The 20193-nt window shown below is 76.2% G+C and carries 21 protein-coding genes; 8 read left to right on the top strand and 13 right to left on the bottom strand.

The window, feature by feature from the left end:
• Positions 1 to 132 precede the first annotated feature (132 nt).
• Positions 133 to 2664 carry a SpoIIE family protein phosphatase gene (locus ACFCY1_RS22330; protein WP_375875728.1) on the bottom strand — a complete coding sequence of 844 codons (2532 nt, stop codon included), beginning with the start codon at positions 2662 to 2664 and terminating at the stop codon, positions 133 to 135.
• Between the two features lie 94 nt (positions 2665 to 2758).
• Between ACFCY1_RS22330 and ACFCY1_RS22335 the strand changes: the two genes are divergently transcribed.
• The 3 genes from ACFCY1_RS22335 to ACFCY1_RS22345 all read left to right on the top strand — a co-directional run bounded on the left by ACFCY1_RS22335 (position 2759) and on the right by ACFCY1_RS22345 (position 5193).
• Entirely contained in the window at positions 2759 to 3085 is a 327-nt protein-coding gene (locus ACFCY1_RS22335; RefSeq protein ID WP_117493083.1) for a DUF4326 domain-containing protein, read from the top strand.
• Between the two features lie 104 nt (positions 3086 to 3189).
• Complete coding sequence (locus tag ACFCY1_RS22340; protein ID WP_375875729.1) at positions 3190 to 4527, top strand: PQQ-binding-like beta-propeller repeat protein; 1338 nt, start codon at positions 3190 to 3192, stop codon at positions 4525 to 4527.
• 30 nt (positions 4528 to 4557) lie between these two features.
• On the top strand, positions 4558 to 5193 hold the full coding sequence (locus ACFCY1_RS22345; RefSeq protein ID WP_375875730.1) for a uridine kinase: 636 nt from the start codon (positions 4558 to 4560) through the stop codon (positions 5191 to 5193).
• Here the strand turns inward: ACFCY1_RS22345 and ACFCY1_RS22350 are convergent.
• On the bottom strand, positions 5141 to 5989 hold the full coding sequence (locus ACFCY1_RS22350; RefSeq protein ID WP_049659204.1) for a DNA-formamidopyrimidine glycosylase family protein: 849 nt from the start codon (positions 5987 to 5989) through the stop codon (positions 5141 to 5143). The two genes, ACFCY1_RS22345 and ACFCY1_RS22350, sit on opposite strands and share 53 nt — an antisense overlap.
• Before the next feature lie 52 nt (positions 5990 to 6041).
• A complete protein-coding gene (locus ACFCY1_RS22355; protein WP_049659205.1) occupies positions 6042 to 6503 on the bottom strand; it encodes a universal stress protein in 462 nt (153 codons plus the stop codon).
• Between the two features lie 148 nt (positions 6504 to 6651).
• Here ACFCY1_RS22355 and ACFCY1_RS22360 point away from each other — a divergent pair, with 148 nt between their 5' ends.
• Positions 6652 to 7035 (top strand): hypothetical protein, encoded by a 384-nt coding sequence (locus ACFCY1_RS22360; RefSeq protein WP_375875731.1) that lies wholly within the window; start codon positions 6652 to 6654, stop codon positions 7033 to 7035.
• Between the two features lie 13 nt (positions 7036 to 7048).
• On the opposite strand, the gene ACFCY1_RS22365 is transcribed toward ACFCY1_RS22360, so the two are convergent.
• The 3 genes from ACFCY1_RS22365 to ACFCY1_RS22375 form a co-directional block, all read right to left on the bottom strand.
• Complete coding sequence (locus ACFCY1_RS22365; protein WP_074005768.1) at positions 7049 to 8047, bottom strand: zinc metalloprotease; 999 nt, start codon at positions 8045 to 8047, stop codon at positions 7049 to 7051.
• A 93-nt stretch (positions 8048 to 8140) separates the two neighbouring features.
• Entirely contained in the window at positions 8141 to 8836 is a 696-nt protein-coding gene (locus tag ACFCY1_RS22370) for an AAA family ATPase (RefSeq protein ID WP_375875732.1), read from the bottom strand.
• Positions 8837 to 8971: 135 nt separating this feature from the next.
• Positions 8972 to 9898 carry an LLM class F420-dependent oxidoreductase gene (locus ACFCY1_RS22375; RefSeq protein WP_375875734.1) on the bottom strand — a complete coding sequence of 309 codons (927 nt, stop codon included), beginning with the start codon at positions 9896 to 9898 and terminating at the stop codon, positions 8972 to 8974.
• A 165-nt stretch (positions 9899 to 10063) separates the two neighbouring features.
• On the opposite strand from ACFCY1_RS22375, the gene ACFCY1_RS22380 reads away from it, so the two are divergent.
• The gene (locus ACFCY1_RS22380; RefSeq protein ID WP_049659067.1) at positions 10064 to 10417 is read left to right on the top strand and encodes a DUF6401 family natural product biosynthesis protein; all 354 of its coding nucleotides are present in this window, start codon (positions 10064 to 10066) and stop codon (positions 10415 to 10417) included.
• 38 nt (positions 10418 to 10455) lie between these two features.
• On the opposite strand, the gene ACFCY1_RS22385 is transcribed toward ACFCY1_RS22380, so the two are convergent.
• Positions 10456 to 11262: a TM helix repeat-containing protein gene (locus ACFCY1_RS22385; RefSeq protein WP_049659068.1), complete on the bottom strand. Its 807-nt coding sequence runs from the start codon at positions 11260 to 11262 to the stop codon at positions 10456 to 10458.
• 201 nt (positions 11263 to 11463) lie between these two features.
• Here ACFCY1_RS22385 and ACFCY1_RS22390 point away from each other — a divergent pair, with 201 nt between their 5' ends.
• Positions 11464 to 12228, top strand: coding sequence for an alpha/beta hydrolase (locus ACFCY1_RS22390; protein ID WP_369808358.1), 765 nt, complete (start codon positions 11464 to 11466; stop codon positions 12226 to 12228).
• A gap of 26 nt (positions 12229 to 12254) precedes the next feature.
• On the opposite strand, the gene ACFCY1_RS22395 is transcribed toward ACFCY1_RS22390, so the two are convergent.
• Both ACFCY1_RS22395 and ACFCY1_RS22400 read right to left on the bottom strand, forming a co-directional pair.
• Positions 12255 to 14630 carry an FtsX-like permease family protein gene (locus ACFCY1_RS22395; protein ID WP_375875735.1) on the bottom strand — a complete coding sequence of 792 codons (2376 nt, stop codon included), beginning with the start codon at positions 14628 to 14630 and terminating at the stop codon, positions 12255 to 12257.
• Entirely contained in the window at positions 14630 to 15427 is a 798-nt protein-coding gene (locus ACFCY1_RS22400; RefSeq protein ID WP_375875736.1) for an ABC transporter ATP-binding protein, read from the bottom strand. The genes ACFCY1_RS22395 and ACFCY1_RS22400 overlap by 1 nt, the downstream gene beginning before the upstream one ends.
• A gap of 109 nt (positions 15428 to 15536) precedes the next feature.
• Between ACFCY1_RS22400 and ACFCY1_RS22405 the strand changes: the two genes are divergently transcribed.
• On the top strand, positions 15537 to 16757 hold the full coding sequence (locus ACFCY1_RS22405) for a sensor histidine kinase (protein ID WP_375875737.1): 1221 nt from the start codon (positions 15537 to 15539) through the stop codon (positions 16755 to 16757).
• Positions 16742 to 17389, top strand: a complete 648-nt coding sequence (locus ACFCY1_RS22410; protein WP_375875738.1) for a response regulator — start codon at positions 16742 to 16744, stop codon at positions 17387 to 17389. Before ACFCY1_RS22405 ends, ACFCY1_RS22410 begins: the two co-directional genes overlap by 16 nt.
• Before the next feature lie 25 nt (positions 17390 to 17414).
• On the opposite strand, the gene ACFCY1_RS22415 is transcribed toward ACFCY1_RS22410, so the two are convergent.
• From ACFCY1_RS22415 to ACFCY1_RS22430, 4 genes are read right to left on the bottom strand one after another with little or no spacing between them, the layout of a single operon-like run.
• Positions 17415 to 17921 (bottom strand): hypothetical protein, encoded by a 507-nt coding sequence (locus ACFCY1_RS22415; protein WP_147409341.1) that lies wholly within the window; start codon positions 17919 to 17921, stop codon positions 17415 to 17417.
• A 48-nt stretch (positions 17922 to 17969) separates the two neighbouring features.
• Positions 17970 to 18446 carry a hypothetical protein gene (locus ACFCY1_RS22420; protein WP_375875739.1) on the bottom strand — a complete coding sequence of 159 codons (477 nt, stop codon included), beginning with the start codon at positions 18444 to 18446 and terminating at the stop codon, positions 17970 to 17972.
• Positions 18443 to 19252: a class I SAM-dependent methyltransferase gene (locus tag ACFCY1_RS22425; protein WP_375875740.1), complete on the bottom strand. Its 810-nt coding sequence runs from the start codon at positions 19250 to 19252 to the stop codon at positions 18443 to 18445. Before ACFCY1_RS22425 ends, ACFCY1_RS22420 begins: the two co-directional genes overlap by 4 nt.
• Entirely contained in the window at positions 19249 to 20028 is a 780-nt protein-coding gene (locus ACFCY1_RS22430; RefSeq protein WP_375875741.1) for a DUF2071 domain-containing protein, read from the bottom strand. The genes ACFCY1_RS22425 and ACFCY1_RS22430 overlap by 4 nt, the downstream gene beginning before the upstream one ends.
• Positions 20029 to 20193: the final 165 nt, after the last annotated feature.

A 20193-nucleotide genomic window follows, 5' to 3' on the forward strand; every position in this document is an offset into this window, starting at 1 on the left:
GTCCGGCCGGGTCGTCCGCCGTCCTCCTTCGTCGCCGCCCCCGCCGACGAAAGTCGCCTGGTCGGCCCCGTCCCGGTGGCCTGCCCGCCCGGTCCGCACGGCGCGGCCGCCGGGTCCGAACGGCGCGGCCGCTCAGCCGAAGGCCGTGAGCAGCAGCGCCACGTCGTCCACCCGGCGGGCGGAGCCGACCTCGCGCAGCAGCCGCTCGGCCGCCTGCTCCAGTCCCTCCCCCGCCACCGCCCGGGCCAGCGCGGCCCGCAGCCGGTCCACGCCCTGGTCGATCGCCACCGCCGGGTCCTCCACCAGCCCGTCGGTGTAGAGGGCGAGCACCGCTCCGCTGCCCAGCCGCAGGTCGCTGACCGGGTAGTCGGCCCGCTCGTCCACCCCGAGCAGCGGCCCGCCCGGGACGTACAGCGCCTCGGCCCGCCCGCCGGGGTGGCGCAGCACCGGCGGGAGGTGCCCGGCCCGGGCGATCCGGCCGAGCCCGACGGCCGGGGTGAGCCGGACCAGGCAGCAGCTGGCGAGCAGCCCGGGGTCGAGGTCGAGCAGCAGCCGGTTGGTGCGGGCGAGCACCTCGTCGGGCGGGTCGCCACCGGTGGCGAAGGCGCGCACGGCGCTGCGCAGCTGTCCCATCGTGGCGGCCGCGCCGACGCTGTGGCCCTCGACGTCGCCGATCACCAGGGTGACGTCCTCGCCGGTGACGATCGCGTCGTACCAGTCGCCGCCGATCTCCATGCCCTGGGTGCCGGGCAGGTAGCGGGCGGTGATCCGGATGCCGGGCACCTCGGGCAGCCGGTGCGGCAGCAGCGCCTGCTGCAGGCCGCGGGCCAGGGCGAACTCGGCGTCGTACAGCCGGGCGCGCTCCAGGGCCTGGGCGATGAAGCCGCCGAGCGCGGTGAACAGGCCGCGCTCCTCCACGGTGAACGGGCGCGGCAGGTCGAAGCCGACGATGCAGGTGCCGACCGGACGGCCGGAGGCGATCAGCGGCAGGAAGGCCCAGGCGCCCATCTCGTCCAGGGCCAGGCCGGGGTAGGTGGCGGCGAGTTCGCGCACCGACTCGAAGAAGACCGGGGTGCCGGTGCGGAGCGTCTCCGCGCCGGGCACCCGGGTGTCCATCGGGATGCCCTCGAAGGCGTCCAGGAAGCCGTCCGGGTAGCCGGTCTGCGAGAGCAGGTGCAGCCGCTGCTCGCGCACCGCGTAGATGGCGAGCTCCTGGCCGCCGAAGGCCGGCAGGAGCTCCTCGGCCACCGCCCGGCAGACGTCCCGGACGGTGACCGCCTCGGTGAGCGCGCTGGCCAGTTGGAGCAGGTGGTGGGTGCCGCCCATCCCCGTGCGGGCGGCGGGCGGCGGCGGGACGGCGGCCGGCTCGGCGGCGCCGGGCGGGGCCTCGGCCGCGACCACCCGGGCGGTGACGCCGTGCGGGTCCGGGTAGAGCGAGAAGGCGAGCCAGCCGTCCGGCGGTCGGGCGGCCAGGAAGGCGGTGGGCCGCTGGGAGAGCTGGGCGGCGCGGTAGCGGTTCTCGTAGAAGGGGTCGGCGAGCCAGGGCAGCGCCTCCCACGGGGGGCGGTGGACCAGGTCCTCGCGGCGGGCCCGGAGCAGTGGCTCGACGGCACGGTTGGCGTAGCCGATCCGGCCGTCCTGGTCGAGCGCGAACACTCCCTCGGGCAGCCGGTCGACGGCGGCCGCGGCGGCGGTCAGGCTCCGGAGGTCCAGCACCGCGCCGACCAGGTGGGTCCGGCCGTCGGAGATCGCCCGGGGCACCCGGGCCCACAGCTCCACCGGGTACGGCAGGCCGTCCGGGCCGAGCACCCGGACCCGGGCGGCCAGCACCTCGCCGCGCTCCAGCGCGATCCGGGCGGCGGCCCGGAACCCGGGCAGGTCGCCGGGGGCGACGCGACGGCCCAGGGCGGCCACCGTGCCGTCGAACTCCCCGGGTCCGAAACCGAAGATCTCCAGGAACTGGGTGTCGGCGGCGAGCGACCCGGTGGCCACGTCCCAGTCGAACATCCCGACCCGGGTGGTCGGCACCGACGGCGGCGGCAGCTCCACCACGGCCGCCTCGCAGCCCGGCTCCACCGACTGCCCGGACTCCGCCAACCCGGCCAGGCCGTCGGCCAGTTGGGCGGCCGCCTCGGCCAGCCGCCGGGCCGCCGGCGCCGCCACCCCGTCGTCCGAGGCCGGCCACAGCGCGGTCAGCACCCCGAACGTCTCCCCGCCGTGCCCCACCGGCTCGCAGGCGGAGACGAAGTCGTACGGCAGGCCGACCGCGAGCTGCGGGAAGCGCCGCATGGTGTCCTCGGCGTCGGTGAGGACGACGGCGCGCCCGGTCCGGAAGGCGACCGCGACCGGCAGCGGCCCCGCGGCGGCCACCCGCCGGAACGGGCCCATCACCGACAGCGGCACGCCCGCGATGGTGCGCAGCACCAGCGAGCGCCGGTCCCGCGAGCGCAGGTACACCAGCGAGCCGTACGCCCCGGTCGACTCCAGCACCCGGCGCGCGGCCAGGGCGAGCAGCTCGTCGCGCCGGTGGTCCGCCCGCCGGGCCGTCTCCCGGACGGACGGCGGGGCCGCCCGGCCGGTCTCCGCGCCGGCCCCGGGCTCCGGCGGCCGGTCCGGGCCCGGCCGCGCCCCAGGGGCCCCGCCGGTCGCGTGCGGATGGCGCATGCTCTTTTGCTACGCCCGGCCCGCACCGGTGTCAAGGCGAGCCCGCACCGGCCCCGGGCTGCCCCGTGGCCCGCCGTGCGCCAGCATGGACGGCATGCCGAGCGAACCCCGCCGCACCACCGTGGTCAACCTCAAGGGCCACCGCGACGACCCCGGGTACCGCGACGTCGTCTACGTCGGCCGCGCCATGCACCGCGGCGGCTGGCACCTCGCCGAGTCCCCGCTGCACTGCCCGTACCGCCCCGGCCCGGACCTCACCCGCGAGGAGATGGTCGCCAGGTACCGCGCCCACCTGCTCGCCCACCCCGACCTGCTCGCCCTCGTCCCACCCCTGCGCGGCCACCGCCTCGGCTGCTGGTGCGCCCCGCTCCCCTGCCACGCCGACGTCCTCGCCGACCTCGCCGACCACCCGCCTGCGTGATCCGCTTTCCCCACCTCTTCCACCATTTCGTATGCATAGCTGACTGTTCGATATTCTCCGGGCGGGTGGCGGCGTGGGGCCGCCGGTGGGGAAGCGAGAGCCGTATGCAGTCGTCGTCCGGGGGTCCCGCGAGCGGGACGGCGTGGCAGTGGGACGAGGAGACCGACGGCGGCGGGGCCCCCGAGGACGTGATCGCGGGCGGCGGGGAGCGCGCGCGGCCGAGCCGGCGCCGGCTGCTGCTCGGGGCCGGGGTGCTCGCGGCGGGCGGGGCCGCCTGGGCGTTCGGCCGTTCGGGTGTCGGCGGGGCCTTCCCCTCGCCCGGGCCGACCGGGCCGGTCCCGACCGCGCTGTCCGGGCCGACGCCGCTCTGGACGTACCGCGGCCCGGAGGCGATGACCCCGGAGCGCCTCACCGACCCGCCGAGCCACCCGGTCTACCTCTCCAGGAACGGCCTGCAGATCCTCGACCACGAGAAGGGCACCGCCGCCCGGCTGCTGGTCTTCGACCCGCCGGCCGCCCGCAGCTGGCCCATCGACGGCGACGTGCTCGGCAAGGTGGTGGTCGGGCCCGACCACCTCTTCACGATCTACGAGGGCCACCTCGACGCCCGGCACTTCACCGACCCGGCCGGCGACTGGAGCCTGCCGCTGCCCGACGAGCTCCAGGGGCAGGTCCGCCTCGCCGGCTACGACCGCCAGGCCCCGGGCATCCTCTACGGCTACGCCTGGGGCCGCCCGCGGTCCGACGGCACCCGGACGGAGAACCGCCTCTTCGCGCTGCGGGTCACCGACCGCTCCCTGCTCTGGTCCGTCCGCACCGAGCAGACGGAGCAGCCGGTCACGCCCGCCACCCACATCGGTGGCGGCCTCCTCGCCTGCCTCCGCTTCCTCGGCGGCCGCGCCGAGGTGGTGGCCCGGGACGCCGCCACCGGCCGCGAGCTGTGGACCGCCCCCGGTGAGGAGGACCTGCGCTGGTGCGTGGCCGGCTCGGGGGGCTTCTTCGTCCCGGACGGCAACGGCGGCGTGCGCAGGCTGCTTCCCGCCGGCGAGCCGGGCTGGACCTACGCGCCCCACCGGGGCGAGTCCTGGCGGGCGCTGCCGCCCCTCGAACACGGCGGCCGGGTGTACGTCCCGTGGGACCAGGGTGTCGTCAGCTGCCTCGACCTGTCCTCCGGCGCGGAGCTCTGGTCCTGCCGGCTGCCGTTCCCGCTGGACCGCCGCAGCCGACCGCTGGTCGCCAGGGACACGCTGTTCGTCCCGGGTACGGCGGCCGGCGGGGTCAGCGCGATCCACCCCGCGACCGGCGAGCTGGGGTGGACCTTCCACGACTCCGGTCCGGGGAAGGACGTCTGGACCCTCGCCACCGACGCGGCCCACCAGTTCGACGGCACCCGCCTCTACGCGGGCCACGACGACGTCCTGCACGCCCTCCCCCTGAACTGAGCGCCCCCCACGACACGGCAGGACGGCCCGATGCAGGTACGCCCGATCTCCCCCGACAACCTGGCCGAGCTGCTCGCCGACCGCATCGCCGCCCTGCCCGACGCCCGCGGCCGGCGCCTGCGGGTGGCCGTGGACGGCGCTGCGGCCGCCCTCCCCGGGGCGCTCGCCGACGCGCTGGTGGAGCCGCTGCGGCTGCGCGGCCACCCGACGCTGCGGGTCTCGGCCGACGGCTTCCTGCGCCCGGCCTCGATCCGGCTGGAGTACGGCCACCAGGACGCGGACGCCTTCCACGACCTCTGGCTGGACGACGGCGCCCTGGCCCGCGAGGTGCTCGACCCGCTGGAGCCGGGCGGCAGCGGCCGCGTCCTGCCCTCCCTGCGCGACCCGGCCACCGACCGGTCGACCCGCGCCCCGTACACCGAACTCCCGCCCGGCGGCGTGCTGTTGCTGGACGGCGCGCTGCTGCTCGGCCGCTGGCTGCCGCTGGAGCTGACCGTCCACCTGGCGCTCGGCCCGGCCGCGCTGGCCCGCCGCACCCCGGCCGACCAGCAGTGGACGCTGCCCGCCTTCGCCCGCTACGAGGCGGAGACCGGGCCCGCCGCGACGGCCGACGTCACCGTCCGGGTGGACGACCCGCGCCACCCCGCGCTGGTCGAGCGGCCGTGACCTCCGGGGCCGGGCCGCGCTGGCAGTACGGGCACCAGAACACCGTCCGGTCGCGCGGCGGCGAGCCCTGGCGCCCGGTGACGACGGGGGTGACGCAGCGCGGGCAGGGCCGTCCGGCCCGGCCGTAGACCCAGTGCTGGTAGCCGGGCCGGGTGTCGCCGGTGGTGATGTGGCCGGGGCGCAGCTTGTTGGCCTCCAGCATCTGCCGGGCGCGCTCCACCAGCCGGTCGGGGTGCGGGAGTTCGCCGACCTCGGTCCACGGCGTCACGCCCGCGACGAAGCACAGCTCGTTCGCATAGACGTTGCCGATCCCGGCGAGGTTGCGCTGGTCGAGCAGGGCCTCGACGACCGGGCGCCCCGGGCGGGCGAGGAGCCGGCGGACGGCCTCGACCGGGTCCCAGTCGGAGCCGAGCAGGTCGGGGCCGAGATGGCCGACGATCCGCCGTTCGTCGGCGGTGCGCAGCAGTTCCACGACGGGCAGCCGGTAGCCGACGGCGGTGCCCCGGTCGGTGCCGAGGACGGCGCGGATCTGCCACTCCGGGCCGCCGGTCCACCGCTCGCCGGGGCGGTAGACCACCCAGCGGCCGTCCATCCTCAAGTGGGTGTGCAGGGTGAGGCCGCCTTCGAAGCGGGCGAGCAGGTGCTTGCCGCGCGGGGCGACCTCCAGCACCCGGCGGCCGGTGAGGTCGGCGGTGGCGTGCGCGGGCACCCGCAGGTCGGCGCTGGTCAGCGGCTGTCCGGCGAGGGCCTCGTGCAAGTGGGCCGCCACGCGGTAGACGGAGTCACCTTCTGGCATGCCTCCATTCTGGTCCGCGCGGCGGCCCGCCGGGGCACCGCCCCCGGGTGCGCTACTCCGACTGCTCGGCGGCGCCGTGGGCCTCGCGCACCACGACCACCGGGCAGGGCGCGTGCTCGGTGAGGTGGCGGCTGACCGAACCGAGCAGCACGCCGGAGAAACCGCCCAGGCCGCGGCTGCCGACGACGAGCAGCGCGGCGCCCTTGGCGGCCTCCAGCAGCGCCTGGGCGGCGTTGCCGGGCATCACGCTCTCGGTGATCCGCACGCCGGCGTCGTCGCCGGCCACCTTGGCGACGGTCTCGCTGAGGGTCTTCCCGGCGAGCTCCTCGGGGTTGAAGGCCTCGACGGTCGGCACGCCCGCGCCGGCCCAGCCGTAGAAGGCCGGGTACTCCCAGGCGGCGATCGCGTGGACCGTCCCGCCGACGGCCCGCGCGTAGTCGATCGCCCAGCGCAGCGCCTGCTCCGAGGCGGGCGAGCCGTCCACGCCGACGACGATCCGGGGATTGGCACTCATGCCCTTGCTCCTTCGGTTGCTCCTGATCGGTCCCGACCCTCCGAACATAGATCAAATCGGACAAACGGTCGGTATCTGCCACGCCGGAAGCGGCCCGCCGCATTCAATTCCAGTGCGCGCGGCCCGCGACGCCTGCGAGGATCCCCGGATGCCGCACAAGCCCCGCCGCCGCACCGGCGGCTTCGCCGAGGTCCTGGCCGCCCTGCCGCCGAAGGAGGAGCACGAGCACTGGAACCTCGACGACCCGCTCGCGTCGGGCGGCTTCGTGGACGCCGGGGGGCGCTACTGGCGGCTGGCCCGCGGCCCGGTGGACCGGCGGCTGGCGAAGCGGCTGGCGGTCGACGCGGACGAGATGACGCTGGGCCTGTGGGGCCGGCTGCACGAGGCCTCCCCGGGCGTCTTCGTGCCCGCCCTGCTCACCCCCGAGGAGCGGCCGGCCGCCTGGCTGGACGCCTCCGCCCTGGAGTACCTGGCGTACGAGTTCCGGGCCTCCGGCGACCGGACGCTGCTCTACCTCGTGGTGCGCTGCTGATCCGCTGCCACCGTCAACTCCGGTAGGCCGCCCAGATGTTGGCCATCCGCTGGACCTGTCCCGGGGTGAACCCGGTCATGCAGGAGTCGTAGCTGTAGTCCATGAAGTTGTGGATCGGGTCGAGCCCCGGGCCGGGGCAGGTGTCCCGGCCCTCGGGGCAGCCGGAGGCCGCGGTGCGTTCGGCCGGGGTGTCCTCCACGTAGTCGCCCGGGGCCCGGCAGCCGTTCTGGAAGGTGTGGAAGAGGCCGAGCCAGTGGCCGATCTCGTGGGTCGCGGTGTCGCCCTCGTCGTAGTGGACGGCGGAGCCGCCCGGCAGCGAGGCGTCGAGCACCACCACGCCGTCGTCGGTCGGGTGCGTCCGGTAGGCGTTCGGGAAGGTCGACCAGCCGAGCAGGGAGTCGCCGAGCCGGGCGGTGTAGAGGTTGAGGGTGCCCTGGTCGCCCTTGCGCAGGGCGGTCTTCATCGCCTGCTCGGCCGAGGAGCCCGGGGTCATGCCGGTGTACCAGGAGGCGTTGTCGCTCCAGTCGGTGCCGACCAGTTCGAAGTGGAACGGGCTCGGGACGTTGCCCTCGCCCTGGCCGCCGTAGCTCTCGTTGAGGTGGTCGATCTGGCCCGCGACGGCGGCCGCGTCCAGCCGCCCCTCGTCGCCGTCGTGGATCACGTGGAAGTAGACCGGGATCGTGGTCGGGGCGGCGGACCGGACCCGGCCGACGCCCAGTTCGGCGAGCCGCTGGGCGAGGTCCGCCTGCATCGCCCGGGCCTGCCGGGGACTGACCGCGTTCGGGTCCCGGTCCGGCCGACTGCCGGCCGGCAGCCGCGCCGCGACCCCGCCCGCACCGACGACGTCGTCCGGACCGACGCCGTCGTCCGCGCACCGCTCCACCGCCGGAGCGACGGCGGCGCGGTGCGCGGCCGGTGCGGCGAACTGGCTCAGACCGGCCGCGGCGACCAGCGCGGCGGCGCAGGGGAACAGGCGTGGGGCACGCGAGCGCACCCGGGCAGTACGGCGCATCAGCGCTCCTGACAGGGGAGTTGACGGGGTGTCGGCCGCGCCCGTGGCCTGCTCCGGCCGGACCCGCCGGCGCCCGGCGCGGACCCGCCGAGACTACGACGCCGTGAAGTCGATCCCCCGCAGGGCGCGCGCGGCGGCCCGGTCGAGTACCACGGCCGACGCACAGCCGGCCGGCAGCCGTCCGGCCTCCAGGATCCGGCGGCGCAGCCGGGCGACGGCGGCCTGGTGCCGGGCGAAGGCGTAGCGCGAGACACCGCGCCGGCGCCGCCGCTGCCCGTCCAGCGCCTCGGCCGGGTCGGCGTCGAGCAGCAGCAGGTGCACCCGGCGGCCCTGCCGGGCGGCGGCCCGCACCAGCCAGGCCCGCACCCAGGGCTGGGTGCCGCAGTCGTGCACCGCGAGCGGCCCGCCGTCCAGCACGGCCCGGCGCAACCGCAGGTAGTGGGCGAGCCGGGCCAGCGGGCGGTAGAGCGCGTACGGCAGGCGGCCGGGCAGCCGGGCCGCGTACTCCTCGCGGACCAGCTGGGAGTCGATCAGCGGGGCGCGGACGCAGCGGCGCATCAGGGTGCTCTTGCCGCTGCCGGGCAGGCCGGTGACGACCAGCAGGTCCCCGGCCGGGTAGCGCAGGACCGCCGGCCCGGGCCCGCGCAGCTCGTGCCGGGCGCTCGGGTCGTGCGGCGCGGACGGGTCGGACGACTCGTAGGACGCGGGCAGGACGACCCGTTCCCCGGCGGTGCGCGGCGGCGGCACCCTCGGCGCCGCCGCCGTCCGCACCGTTCGCGTCCCACTCACCCGGTCTCCCCCCGCCGTTCCCCTTCGAGGAGCATCGCTCATTCCCAAGAACGAGTAAAGGGCGGAGGTCGGAGCGGGTACGGACGACCACGGCCGGGCCCGGAGCGTGGCGGCGCCGAGGCCCGGCGGCGGGTGTCAGCCCAGCTGCGGGGCGATCCGGGAGGCGATCAGCTCCAGGTGGTCGAGGTCGTCCAGGTCGAGGATCTGGAGGTAGAACCGCTCGCTGCCGACCGCCGCGTACCGGCCGATCTTCTCGACCACCTCGTCCGGGGTGCCGGCCAGGCCGTTCTCCTTCAGCTCGTCGACCTCGCGGCCGATCGCGGCGGCCCGGCGGGCGACCTCGGCGTCGTCGCGGCCGACGCAGGCCACCATGGCGTTGGAGTAGACCAGGTCGTCGGCGGAGCGCCCGGCCGCCTCGACGGCGGAGCGGACCCGGCCGAACTGGGCGGCGGTGTCGTCCACCGAGGCGAACGGCAGGTTGAACTCGTCGGCGAAGCGGGCGGCCAGGGCCGGGGTGCGCTTGGGGCCGAGGCCGCCGACCAGCACCGGGACGTGCTCCTGGGCGGGCTTGGGCAGGGCCGGCGAGTCGGTCAGCGTGTAGTACTCGCCGGCGAAGTCGAAGGTGTCGCCGAGCTTGGTGTTCCACAGCCCGGTGATGATCGCCAGCTGCTCCTCCAGCCGCCCGAACTTCTCCTTCGGGAAGGGGATGCCGTACGCGGTGTGCTCGGCCTCGTACCAGCCGGCGCCGAGGCCGAACTCGACCCGGCCGCCGCTCATCGCGTCGACCTGGGCGACCTGGATCGCGGTGACGCCCGGCAGCCGGAAGGTGGCGGCGGTCATCAGGGTGCCCAGGCGGATGGTGCTGGTGTCGCGGGCGAGGCCGGCCAGGGTGATCCAGGCGTCGGTGGGCCCGGGCAGGCCGTCGACGTCGCCCATCTTCAGGTAGTGGTCGGAGCGGAAGAAGGCGCTGAAGGCCCCGAGCTCCTCGGCGGTGCGGGCGACCTTGAGGAGGGTGTCGTAACTCGCACCCTGCTGGGGTTCGGTGAAGACGCGGAGATCCATGCCGGCCATTCTGGTACGGACCGACCGGTGATCGGCACAGCGCGTCCGCCGCGCCACGGACGGTTTCCGATCCGGCCGGGTGGGGCGGGCAGGGGTGGCCAAGGTCTCAGTACGGATCCGTCACGGGCGCCCGTTCCCGCTCGGAGGGTCGCCTACCGTGGACGGATGTTCGCGACCCCCGACGAGTCCTTCCGGCGCTCCCCCGACGAGCCGGCCGGCTGTCCGCTGCCCGGCATCGTGACGGCCTTCACGCCCCGGCTGGCCGAGTTCGCCTTCGAGCCCGGTTTCGTCGCGGCGGTCGACCAGCACGCGGCGATGCTGCGGGAGCTGCTGTACGCGCAGGGGCCGGAGCTCGCGCCCCGGCCCCTGGACCGTGAGGAGTTGTCGGACTACGCGCTGGGTTTCCTGGACGCGCTCGCCGAGATCGGCTGGCGGGAGCCGGTCGGCCACGACTACGCCGTGATCCGGCTCACCGCGATCTGCTGGCTGGTCCGCGAGCAGGGCCTGCTCGGGGTCTGAGCCCCGGCAGGCCCTCCCGGACCGCCCGGTGCGGCGGGCTACCGGTTCTGGTCGCCCTCGATGCCCGGCGCGGGCGGGGTGCCCGGACCGGTCTGGGTGGTCGGCCGGACCGGCTGGTTGGACAGCGCGTCGGAGCGGCCGGCCTGGTAGGCGGTGCCGCGCAGCCGGGCGGTCTCCCGCTCGGCGCCGTCCAGCCACCGCTCCCAGCGCTGGCGCATCGGGATGATCAGGCCGCCGCCGACACCGACCACCAGCACACCGGCGATGGTGGCGAGCGCGGCGATCAGGACCGGCCCGGTGATCGAGGTGGCGATCCCGGCCTGGCCCAGCGCGGCGATCACGCCGAGGCCGACGATGAACGCCCAGACCAGGGTGGAGACCGTCCGGCCGTACGAGGCGCCGGAGAGCGTGCTGCCCACGATGTCGCGCACCGCGTTGGCGATGGCCATCGCGACCACCACGATCACCACGGCGACGATGCCGCGCGGCAGCCAGGCGACGATGCTGTGGATCATCGTGCTGATCGGGTTCGAGCCGAAGACGCCGAACGCCAGCTGCAGGGCCATCAGCAGGACGATGTAGTACACGACCTTGCAGATGATGCCGGTCATGTCGTACTTGGAACCCTGCAGGTGGGCGGCCACTCCGGACCGCTCCGCGACCCGTTCCGAGCCGACCCTGCGCAGCACCCGGTCGAGGATCTTGGCGATCGCCTTGGCCACGAACCAGCCGACGACCAGGATCGCCAGGAAGGCGATGAACTGCGGAATGACCTTGGCGATCTTCGACCAGGCCTCGGTGAAGCCCGACCCGAAATCGACGGACAGTGCGAGCTGCTGAGCCACGGAGTCCTCCACTCGGTGACACGGCGCCACGAGCGGGCGCTTCGGCCCCCCACCCTTCGTGGATAGCAGGCGCCCGCCCCGGCCGCGCGCGCCCGGTGTCCGGGATGGTCCCCTCGGGTGAATGCTCCGGCCGTCCGCACGCGTACAGTGGCGGTCCGGGGGGACGGGCCACGGGGCGGGACGGACGGGACGGTGCGGCAAGTGGGCGGTACGGCGGCGGAGCACGCGGTGGACCACCGGGCGCTGCACTGGCGGGTCCGACCGGAAGCGGCCCGGGCCGCCGTCCTGGTCCTGCACGGCGGCGAGGAGCACAACGTCGCCCGGCCCGGGCGCCTCAACCTCCCGCTGCTGCGGATGCACGGCTTCCTGCGCGCGCTCACCAGGGCGACCGCGCGGGACGGGGTGGCCATCGGCACCGTCCGCTACCGCCACCGCGGCTGGAACGGCGAACGGGCCGACGCCGCACGGGACGCGACCGCCGCGCTCGACGAACTCACCGCGCTGCTCGGGCCGGTGCCGACCGTCCTGGTCGGCCACTCGATGGGCGGGCGCGCCGCCCTCCAGGCCGGCGGACACCCTTCCGTCACCGGCCTGGTCGCCCTCGCACCGTGGTGCCCGCCCGAGGACCCGTGCGACCAACTCGCCGGGCGGGACGTCCTCCTGCTGCACGGCGACCGCGACACCGTCACCCCGCCCGCCGAAACCCGCGCCTTCGCCGCCCGCAGCCGCGCCGCGGGCGCCCGGGTCTGCGGCTACACCGTCACCGGCAGCGGCCACGCCATGCTCCAGCGCCTCCCCGACTGGCACCGCGCCACCACCCGCCTCACCACCGCCCTCCTCGGCCTCCACCCCTTCCCCGCCGAAACCGCCTCCGCCCTCGCCCTCCCACCCGCCTCCCGCGAAGCCCTCACCCTCCCCCTCCCGCCCCAGCCCCGCCGCGCCCCGGCCCTCCCGGCCAACCCCTGAGGCACCGGCCCCGCGGGGCCGGTGCCTCAGGCCCGGCGCAGCACCCGCCAGGTCACCAGGCCGGCGGTCGTGCCCGACAGCAGCAGGCAGGCGAGGACCACGGAGGCCAGCGCCGCCGGGTCCAGGTGGAGCGTGACCGGGGCTCCGGTGCTCTGGGCGAGGCCGGAGGCGAGACCGGCCAGCGGCGGGAGGGTGGCCAGCAGTCCCAGCAGGGTGCCGATCGCGGTCACCACGGCCGCCTCGCCCGCGGCCAGCAGGACCAGGTGGCGGACGGTGCCGCCGGTCGAGCGCAGCACGGCGAGGTCGCGGCGCCGGCCGCGGGCGGACAGGGCGGTGCTGTTCGCGGTGGCGATCGCGCTGTAGCCGACGGCCACGGCGATCAGCATGGCGGCCAGGCTGTCGGTCAGCCGGGCGTCGGTGTCGTAGTCGTCCAGGGCGTAGCGGACGGCGTCGTGGACGGCCGTGCCCGGGACGACCGCCACCGGATCCGCCTCCGCCGGGACGAACAGGTCGTCGCCCAGCGCGGCCGGGTCGTGGCCGCGGACCAGGCTCCGGGCGAGGACGAAGTCGCCGCGGGCCGGGTCGTCCGGCAGGATCCCGGCGATGCGCAGCGGGACGGTCGCCCCGTCGGCGAAGCGGACCGGGTACCGCTGCCCGGCCGTCACGCCCAGCCAACGCGCCATGGACGTTCCCAGCACCGCCTCGCCGGGCCGGCTCCAGGCCGGGTCGCGGGAGCCGAGGGCGTCGATCACGACGGTCGTCCCGTCGGCGCGGTGGACGAAGGCGCGGGTCGGCAGGGCGGCCTTGCCGACCGGGTGGGCGTCGGCCGCCTCGTCGGTGAGGCCCGGGGTGCCGTCGTTGGTGACGATCGCCTGGCCGGAGAGCCGCAGCGCCTGGCCGGCCGGGTAGGCCGCCCGCATCGTCTCCACCGCGCCGCTGAGCAGCACGGCGAAGCCGACCGCCGCGATCACCGGTGCCGCCGCCGCGGCGGCGCGGGACGCGCCCGCCGTCAGCCCGGCCCGCAGCAGCAGCGGGCCGGCCGTACCGAGCCGTCGCAGTGGTGCGGTCACCACCCGGCCCACCGGGCCGACCAGGACCGGGGCGAGCAGGGCGGCGGCGGCGATCAGCAGCATGGTGGCGGTGATCGCCAGGCTGATCCGGTGGTCCGCGGCGGCGGTCGCGGTGAGCACCGCGCAGCCGGTGCCGAGGCCGAGCACCACCACGCCGCAGATCAGCCGGGTGCGGCCCAACTGCCCTTCCCCCGTGCGGCTTTCGCGCAGTGCCTGCAGTGGCGCCACCCGGGCGGCGGGGCGGCTCGCCGCCCAGGCTCCGAGCACGCTGACGCCGACGCCGGTCGCGGCGGCGGTGAGCAGCGGCCAGGCCGTCACCCGCACGGTGAGCCCCGGCGGGGCGACGTCCAGGCGCAGCAGGGCGTCCCGCAGCAGCGGGGCGGCCGCGAGCCCGGCGAGGCAGCCCGCCGCCGAGCCGAGCAGGCCGACCAGCGCGGCCTCGCCGAGCACCATCCGGCGCAGTTGGCCCGGGGTGGCGCCGAGGACGCGCAGCAGGCCGAGTTCGCGCCGCCGCAGGCCGGTGGCGAGGACGAGTATCGAGGCGACCACGAAGCCGGTGGTGAACAGGCCGAGGGTGGCCAGCGCGGCGATCACCTGGGTGCCGAGGAAGCGCCGGTGCTCGACGTGGCGGGGCTGGAGCGCGGCGCGGCCCTCGCCGGTGACCACGGCCGCCCGGTCGCCGACGGCCGTACGGGCGGCCGCGGCCAGGCGGGCGGGCGGGGTGTCGGGGGCGGGGAGCAGGGCGATCGTCCGGACGCCCGGGTCGCGCTGCGCGGCGGCGGCGTCGCTGAGGTAGTACCCGGGGCCGTCCACCGTGCCGACGACGGTGAACTCGGTACGGCCGGCGGTGAGGTTGACGGTCAGCCGGGCGCCGGCCGGGACGCCGAGGGACCGGTCGACCACCACCTCGTCGGCGGCCTCCGGCCCGCGGCCGGTGAGCAGCCGGTAGGGGGCCAGCCGCGCCGAGGACCAGCCGTGGCCCGCCTCGGCCGCGCCCTCGTCGGGGACCGGCCTGCCGTCCCGGACGGCCTGGGCGTAGAAGGCGCGGTCCACCACGACGGCCGCCACGCCGGGCGCCGCGCGCAGCCGGTCGGTCAGGGCCCCCGCCTCGGCGGCGTTCCACGGGACGCGGTCCTCGGCACTGCCGCCGCGGCCGGTGGCCTGCGGCGGGAGCACCAGAGCGGTGGCGGCGGAGAGGCGGGGCTGGACGGCGGGCCGGGCGGACTCGTGGACGGTCAGCGTGGCGGTGATCAGCCCGACGCCGACCAGCACGGCGAGCCAGCACGCGAGGTGGCTCGACCAGCGCTCACGGACGTTGGCGACGATCAGCATCACGCCTCCAGCCGGGCCATGCGGGCCGCGACGGCGGCGGCGGCGCGGGCGTGGTCGCCGTCGAGGTCCAGCCGGTCGGCGATCCGGCCGTCCTGGAGGAAGACCACGGTGTCGGCGACGGCGGCGGCTGCCGGGTCGTGGGTGACCATGACCGTGGTCTGTGCCTGCTCGTCCACCAACCGCCGCAGCAGGCGCAGGACTTCGCCGGAGGTCCGGGTGTCCAGGGCGCCGGTGGGCTCGTCGGCGAAGAGCACGTCGGGGCGGGTGACCAGGGCGCGGGCCAGGGCGACGCGCTGCTGCTGGCCTCCGGAGAGCCGGCTCGGCCGGTGCCCGGCGCGCTCGGCCAGCCCGACGGCGCGCAGCGCGGCGGCCACCTCCTCGCGGCCGACGGTCCCGCCCTTCCGGCGGCCCGCGAAGCGCGAGGGCAGTTCGACGTTCTGGGCGGCGGTCAGCGACTCGACCAGGTTGTACGCCTGGAACACGAAGCCGATCCGCCCGCGCCGCAGTTCGGTGCGGCGGCGCTCGTTCTGGGCGCCGAGGTCGAGGCCGGCCAGCAGCACCCGGCCGCCGGTGGGCCGGTCCAGTCCGGCGGCGCACTGGAGCAGCGTGGACTTCCCGGAGCCGGAGGGCCCCATGATCGCGGTCAGGGTGCCGCGCGGAAAGCCGAGCGTGACCCGGTCGAGCGCGGTCACCGCCCCTTCGCCGCTGCCGTGCACCTTGCGGACGTCGTGCAGCTCCACCACGCCGTGCGGTTCGGCGGCGCCCCGCTCCGCCCTGGGTTCCCGATGGTTCGTCATGCCGAGGATTCCAGCGGACCCGCGGACCGGGGGCACTGATCCGGGCACCACCGGGAAGGTAGTGCCTGCACTACCCCGCCCGACGGACCACCCCACTATCGTTCTTCGCATGCGTCCGAGAACGGCATGGCAGGCGATGGCCCAACGGCCGTTGAGCTTCCTCGGCTCCGCGTGGCCGTGGCGCTCGCTGGCGTACCTGGCGAGCGGGGTGCTGGTGGGGGCCGCGGCGCTGGTGGTGCTGGCCGCCGGACTGGTGGCGGGGGCGGTGCTGCTGGTGGTGCTGGTCGGGGTGGCGCCGCTGGTCGGGGTGGTGCTGTCGGCGGTGGCGGTCGCCGCCGTCGAGCGGTGGCGGCTGCGGCTGGTGGACCTGGACCCGGCCGAGGACCCGCACCGGGCGCCGGACGCCCCGGGGCCGCGCGCCTGGGCGGCCACCCGGCTGACCGAACCGGTGACCTGGCGCGAACTGGGCTTCACCCTGCTCTCGGCCGCCGCGCTGTGGTGGCTGGACCTGCTGGTGCTGTTCTTCTCCTTCGGGGTGCCGGCGCTCTGTTTCTCGTCGCTCGACGGCGCCACCTGGCCGTGGTCGGTCTTCGGGGCCCTCGTGCTGCTCGCCTCGCCGTACACGGTGACCTCCTGGGCGGGCGCCCGCGCGGCCCTCGCCCGCACCCTGCTCGCCCCGCGCGACGCGGAGTTGGGCGCGCGGCTGCGGGAGGTGAAGGCCTCCCGGGCGCGGCTGGTGGACGCCTTCGACGCCGAGCGGCAGCGGATCGAGCGGGACCTGCACGACGGCGCGCAGCAGCAGCTGGTCTCGCTGGGGATGACCCTCGGGCTGATGCACCTGGACGTCCCGCCGGGCTCGCCGCTCGGCCCGCAGCTGGCCCGTGCGCAGGAGCAACTCGGCACCGCACACGAGGAGTTGCGCCGGATCGTACGCGGCCTCAACCCTCCGGTACTGGCCGACCACGGGCTGGCCGCCGCCGTCCGGGAGCAGGCCGGACGGTTCCCGATCCCGGTCACCGTCGACCTGGACCTGCCCGTCCGGCTGCCCCGGCAACTGGAGACCGGCGTCTACTACCTGATCAGCGAGGCGATGACCAACATCGCCCGCCACAGCGGCGCCGGCCGCGCCCGGGTCTCCGGCCGCTACCACGCGGACCTGCTCGTCCTGGAGATCGCCGACGACGGCCGCGGCGGCGCGGACCCGGCGCTCGGCAGCGGGCTGACCGGGCTCGCCGACCGCCTCACCGCCGTCGACGGCCGGATGCGGGTGTCCAGCCCGGACGGCGGCCCGACCCTGCTCCACGTGGAGATACCGTGCCGCTTCGGGTGATCGTCGCCGAGGACGCCGTCCTGCTCCGCGAGGGACTGGTCGGCCTGCTGCACCGCTTCGGGCACCACGTCCTCGCCGCCGTCGGCGACGCGGACGCCCTGGCCGCCGCCGTGCGCACGCAGCGGCCCGACCTCGTGGTCACGGACGTCCGGATGCCCCCGGACCACCGCGACGACGGCCTGCGCGCCGCCGTCCGGCTGCGCCGGGAGCACCCCGGGCTGCCGGTGGTGGTGCTCAGCCAGTACGTCGAACAGTCCTACGCGACACGGCTGTTGGACTCGGACGGCGGACGGGCGGTCGGCTACCTCCTGAAGGAGCGGGTGGGCGCGGTGGCCGACTTCATGGCTAGCCTGGAGCGGGTGGCCGGCGGCGGGACGGTGGTGGACCGGGAGGTGGTCCAGCAGCTGGTCCGGCTGCGGCACGACCCGCTGGAGCGCCTCAGCGCCCGCGAGCGCGAGGTGCTGGCGCTGATGGCCCAGGGCCGCTCCAACGCCACGCTCGCGGCTGAACTCTTCATCAGCGACGCGGCGGTGAACAAGCACATCGGCAACATCTTCGCCAAGCTGGACCTGCCGGTGGACGTGGACGGCCACCGGCGGGTCCTGGCGGTGCTGCGCTACCTGGGGGCGTGAGGGCCGCAGGGGCGGTGCGGCCGGCTCAGCCGGTGGGCGGCTTGGTGCCGTTGGGCCAGACGCAGGGGGACTCGAAGCCGACGACCAGCGTGGTGGGCCAGTTGTCGCCGTCCGAGATGGAGGCCTTGAAGCCGTTGTCCGGGTTGGTGAGGACGATCACGCCGGGCCTGCTGTCGGTGACCTTGAACCCGGCCACGACGAGGTGGCCGCGGAAGGTGTCGAAGATCGTGTCGTGGTGGTCGGCCGGGATGTCCCGCAGGAAGCGGTACGTCACGGCCTTGACCCGGCCGTCCGGTTCCGAGGGGGCGTCCTTCTTGAAGCACTTCTCCTCGGCGTCCCGGTCGACGACCGGCGAGATCGGCTTCGGGAAGGCGAGGAAGATCTCGGTGAAGTACGTGTCGGTCTTCTGCTTGGCCTGGGCGCTGGTCAGCGGGGCGTCGGCCGAACCGGAGCAGGAGGTGGCCGCCAGCAGGACGACGCCGGCCGACAGGGCCGACCGCACGGCGCGAGCACGGGGGAAAGCAACGGTCACCGCATGATCCTTGAGGGGTTGTGTGGGCTGCCGGGGTCGGGACTGATCCTAGACCGTGTGCCAGAGGGCGGCCGCGAAGACCGCCGTCACCCAGGTCCACAGCGCGGAGAGGCCGAGGTGCGCGACCGTGCGCAGGCGGTCGCCGCGCCACAGGCGGGGCGAGAAGTAGGCGAACTCGAAGAGCCAGCGCAGGCCCCAGAAGAGGGTCTGGCCGGCCAGCAGGGCGGTGCCGAGCCGGCCGCCGGCGAGCAGGTCGGGGGCCAGGCAGAGCGGGAGCAGGCCGAGCAGGGCGCAGGCGAGGCCGATGAAGAAGAGGTGGGCGTAGGAGACCTGGCGGGTCAGCAGGGTGGTGTCGGCGAGGTCGGCGGGCCAGCCGATGGCGCGGGGCAGGACGGCGTGGACCAGGCCGGCGGTCACGAGGGCGGCGCCGACCAGGCGCAACTGGGCCTCGAGGGTGAGGAGTCCGGGCGTACCGGTCAGTTCGGCCAGGGCGGTCAGCTCGGCCAGTCCGGTCGGCCCGGTCATGAGGCGGGCTTCCGGAGGGCGAAGGCGGTGACCAGCCCGGCGATCCGGCGTTCGGCGGCCGGGTGCAGGCCCGCCTCGGCGGCGTGCCGGAGCCAGGTGGCCCGGGGCAGGAAGTGCCAGGCGCCGGGGCCGTAGACGGCGGTGTTGGCGGCGTCCCGCAGGTGCTCGACCAGCAGCAGGGTGCCGCCGGGGCGCAGGGTGCGGGCGGCTTCGGCGAACAGGGCGGTGCGGTCGGCGGGCCGGCGCAGTTCGTGGGCGGCGAAGACGGCGAACACGGTGTCCAGGGTGCCCGTCGCGGCGGGCAGGGCGTCCGGCCGGGCCGGGATGCCGCCGGGGGCGGGCGGGGCGTGGCGGCGGGCGCGGCGGATCGAGCCGCTGGAGGTCAGCGCCGGGTCGTACAGGTCGGCGAGCCGTCCGCGGGCCCCGGGGTGGCGGGCGGCGAGCGGGCGGCCGGCCTCGTCCAGGCCGGTGCTGATCACCAGGTGGTCGCCGGGGCCGTCGGGCAGCAGGGCGGGCAGCCAGTCGTAGCTGTGGAGCCCGGAGCGGTCGTAGACGCACCAGGTGGCGAGGGTGCCGAGGGCGAGGTACCCGGCGGCGGTGGCGGCGGCCGCCCGGGCGAGCCCGGCGGCGGGGCCGGGCAGCCGGCGGGCCAGCACCCCGCCGGCGACGACGGTGAACGCGCCGGCGGCGTACATCGGCCAGTTGTAGCGGACGACCTCGCGCACACCCGACGGGCGGGGGCCGTCCGGCACGGGACCGGGGGCGGGAGCGGGGACGGAGGCGGCGGGGGCGGCGGGGGCGGTCATCGGGCGGCTCCGGTGAGGGTGCGGCGCTCCCCGGCGTGCCAGCCGTAGTCGAGGCCGGCGACGTGGAAGGCGTTGGCGAGCACCGGCCGGCTGCCGGCCAGCGGGCCGTGGTCGAAGAAGGTGAGCCGGGGCACCTCGACGGCCACCGGGGCGGGTTCCCAGTGGGCGCGGGTGGCCTTGACCACGATCATCGACCGGGTCTGCGGCTCGAACTCGAAGGTGTAGGGCAGCGGGCCGGCGAAGCGGCGCGCGGCGCGGGCGTCCGCGAACGGGCTGCCCGGCGGGAGGGCGGCGGGGGCGCTGCCGAGGTCGGCGCGCACGTGCAGGTCGGCGCGGCCGTCGCCGCTGACCACCTTGAACTCCAGGGTCTCGTCGACCACCCGGGTGCCGATCCGGGCGTGCCGGTAGTGGTAGCGGGAGAAGGCGTTGCCGCCGAGCGCCATCATCCGGCTGTCGGTGTCGGAGCGCAGGATGCGCAGGCCGCGCATGGTGCGGCCGCCGGGGGTCGGGAAGCGGGTGAAGACCCGGTAGCCGGTCAGGATGAAGTCCCGGCCGAGGCGGGCGGGCAGGGCGGCCGGGCGCAGTGCCCGGGCGTCCACGACGGCGGCGGCGACGAAGCCGTGCTCGGTGCCGTTGGGGTCGGTGTAGGTGTCGAGGGCGAGGCCGGGCGGCACCAGCGGGGCGAGCAGGCGGGGCGGCAGGGCGTAGGTGAGGACGAGCGAGTGCGCGAAGCGGGTGCGCATCGCGAAGGGGTGGCGTTGCAGCAGGTGTCGCACGGTCGACTCCGTGGTCGGGTAGGGGGGTTCGGAGCGTGACGGGGCAGCACGGGACCGCCCTTCACCGCGGGCCGCGGCGGGGTGTTCTCGCGCGTCCTCATCATGGCGCACGACTTTGAACGTGTTCAACTCGGGGGTCGGAGGGGTGGACGGGGTGCGCGAACG

This window comes from Kitasatospora sp. NPDC056273, assembly GCF_042268845.1.
Lineage (GTDB): Bacteria > Actinomycetota > Actinomycetes > Streptomycetales > Streptomycetaceae > Kitasatospora.